Consider the following 3,472-nt stretch of genomic DNA (forward strand, 5'->3'; position numbering starts at 1 on the left):
AGGGACCACAATCGACACCGACGACCTCCGGCTCTGTTGTGCGACTCGACATCACACAGCGTGAAACGGAGGTCGTCGCCATGTCCCGAAGATCCCCATGTGGGTGACCAGCTCGAACAACCTCGAGTCGATCACCGAAGGTAAAACGACAAGCTGAAACCACGGGGACGAGTGCGCTGGACTGGGGTTACGCGCTCAGGACGAGTGACGGCGAGTGGTGGTGGATCGCGGTCATGATGGTCTGCGGTCGACTCTGGGGCGGCAGCCAGCTGGTAGTCAGCATCTCGCGGCGTGATCTGCACCGGCCCTGTCGGGGGAGGCCTAGCGCAGCGGTGGCGATGACGTCGTCGGCCTCGACCTCGTTGATCCGGGCCGACCGCATACCGTGCAGGTCCAGGGTCGACTCGGCAGGCCCCCGCCTCGTCGAGTGGGCGTCAGGGGAAGCCGGACTGGAGAACCGAGTGCGCGTACCGGAATGTCGTGCACGCACCCCGGACATGCCTCACCCGGGCCGGCCCGAAGGCCGACCCGGGTGGGTTCATGTGCTCAGAGCACTATCTGGGCGTGGATGGGTGAGGTGGAGCCGTTGAAGCTGGGGTTTCCGGCGTAGACGGCGATCAGCGCGTGGATGCCGATGCCGATGCCGAGGGCGGAGGTGGTGAAGGTGGCCACGCCGCCGGAGAGGGTGGCGTGGCCCAGCAGGGTGGCGCCGTCGAAGAACGTCACCTTGCCGGTGGGGGTGCCGGCTCCGGGGGCGGTGGCGGTGACGGTCGCTGTCAGGGTCACCAACTGCCTGTGCACCGACGGGTTCGGCGCCGAGGTCAGCGCCGTGGTGGTGCTGGCCTTGGTGACCGTCTGAGTGATGGTCGCCGAGGTGGAGGTGTTGTAGTTGCCGCTCCCGTTGTAGGTGGCCCTGATCGGGTGCACGCCAACACTGAGGGCGGCAGTGGTCAGGGTGGCTACGCCGCCGGACAGGGTGACCGGCGCCTGGGGGATGCCGCCGATGAAGAACGTGACCGTGCCGGTAGGGATGCCGCCCCCGGGGGCGACGACGCTGACGGTCGCCGTCAGGCTCACTGGCTGGCCGAACACCGAGGGGTTCGGCGCAGTAGTCACCGTGGTGGTGGTGTTGGCCTTGGTGACGGTCTGGGCGTCGACGGGGGAGGTGGAGCCGTTGAAGCTGGTGTCGCCGCTGTAGGCGGCGGTGAGGGCGTGGGTGCCGACGGCGAGGTCGGAGGTGGTGAAGGTGGCCACGCCCGCGACGACAGTGCCAGTGCCCAGCAGGGTCGCACCGTCGAAGAACGACACCGTCCCGGTCGGGGTGCCGGCTCCGGGAGCCGCCGCGGTGACGGTGGCGGTCAGCACCTTCGCCTGGCCGAACACCGACGGGTCGGGCAGGGACGTCAACACGGTTGTGGTGTCGGCCGTGTTGACGGTCTGGGCGTCGACGGGGGAGGTGGAGCCGTTGAAGGCCGTGTCGCCGCTGTAGGCGGCGGTGAGGGCGTGGGTGCCGACGGCGAGGTCGGTGGTGGTGAAGGTGGCCACGCCCGCGACGACAGTGCCAGTGCCCAGCAGGGTGGCGCCGTCGAAGAACAACACCGTGCCGGTGGGGGTGCCGGCACCGGGGGCGGTGGCGGTGACGGTGGCGGTCAGCACCTTGGGCTGGCCGAACACCGACGGGTCGGGTGCCGAGGTCAACACCGTTGTGGTGCCGGCCGTGGTGACCGCCTGGGCGTCGACGGGGGAGGTGGAGCCGTTGAAGCTGGGGCTACCGGCGTAGACGGCGATCAGCGCGTGGATGCCGACGCCGAGGTCGGTGGTGGTGAAGGTGGCCACGCCCGCGACGACAGTGCCAGTGCCCAGCAGGGTGGCGCCGTCGAAGAAGGACACCGTGCCGGTGGGGGTGCCGGCTCCGGGGGCGGTGGCGGTGACGGTGGCGGTCAGCACCTTGGGCTGGCCGAACACCGACGGGTCGGGCGCCGAGGTCAGCGCCGTGGTGGTGCTGGCCTTGGTGACCGTCTGAGTGATGGTCGCCGAGGTGGAGGTGTTGTAGTTGCCGCTCCCGTTGTAGGTGGCCCTGATCGGGTGCACGCCAACACTGAGGGCGGCAGTGGTCAGGGTGGCTACGCCGCCGGACAGGGTGACCGGCGCCTGGGGGATGCCGCCGATGAAGAACGTGACCGTGCCGGTGGGGATGCCGCCCCCGGGGGCGACGACGCTGACGGTCGCCGTCAGGCTCACCGGCTGGCCGAACACCGACGGGTCGGGCAGGGACGTCAACACCGTTGTGGTGTCGGCCGTGTTGACGGTCTGGGCGTCGATGGGTGAGGTGGAGCCGTTGAAGGCGGTGTCGCCGCTGTAGACGGCGGTGAGGGCGTGGGTGCCGACGGCGAGGTCGGTGGTGGTGAAGGTGGCCACGCCCGCGACGACAGTGCCAGTGCCCAGCAGGGTGGCGCCGTCGAAGAAGGACACCGTGCCGGTGGGGGTGCCGGCTCCGGGGGCGGTGGTGGTGACGGTGGCGGTGAGGACCTTGTGCTGGCCGAACACCGACGGGTCGGGTGCCGAGGTCAACGCCGTGGTGGTGTCCGCCGTGTTCACGGTCTGGGTGTCCACCGGCGAGGTCGAGCCGTTGAAGCTGGTGTCGCCGCTGTAGACGGCGGTCAGCGCGTGGATGCCGACGCCCAGGGCCGAACTGGTGAAGGTGGCCGTGCCGGTGGCGTCCAGGGTGGCGGTGCCCAGCAGGGTGACGCCGTCGAAGAACGACACCGTGCCGGTGGGGGTGCCGGCTCCGGGGGCGGTGGCGGTGACGGTGGCGGTGAGGACCTTGGGCTGGCCGAACACCGACGGGTCGGGTGCCGAGGTCAACGCCGTGGTGGTGTCGGCCGTGATGACGGTCTGGGCGTCGATGGGTGAGGTGGAGCCGTTGAAGCTGGTGTCGCCGCTGTAGACGGCGATCAGCGCGTGGATGCCGACGCCGAGGTCGGAGGTGGTGAAGGTGCCGGTGCCGGTGGCGTCCAGGGTGGCGGTGCCCAGCAGGGTGACGCCGTCGAAGAACGACACCGTCCCGGTCGGGGTGCCGGCTCCGGGAGCCGCCGCGGTGACGGTGGCGGTCAGCACCTTCGCCTGGCCGAACACCGACGGGTCGGGCAGGGACGTCAACACCGTTGTGGTGTCCGCCATGTTCACGGTCTGGGTGTCCACCGGCGAGGTCGAGCCGTTGAAGCTGGTGTCGCCGCTGTAGACGGCGGTGAGGGCGTGACTGCCCACGCCCAGAGCCGAACTGGTGAAGGTGGCCGTGCCGGTGGCGTCCAGGGTGGCGGTGCCCAGCAGGGTGACGCCGTCGAAGAACGACACCGTCCCGGTCGGGATGCCGGCACCGGGAGCCGCCGCGGTGACGGTGGCGGTCAGCACCTTCGCCTGGCCGAACACCGACGGGTCGGGCAGGGACGTCAACACCGTTGTGGTGTCCGCC

Annotated in this window: 1 protein-coding gene; it reads right to left on the bottom strand. The window is 70.3% G+C overall.

Translation table 11 applies throughout. The annotated features are described in order from the left end of the window. Positions 1 to 546: 546 nt before the first annotated feature. Positions 547 to 3,472 (bottom strand): beta strand repeat-containing protein (locus tag ACZ52R_RS43375; RefSeq protein ID WP_465755564.1); only part of this gene is annotated, 2,926 nt, incomplete at its 5' end.

This window comes from Kitasatospora sp. NPDC034023, from assembly GCF_055575795.1.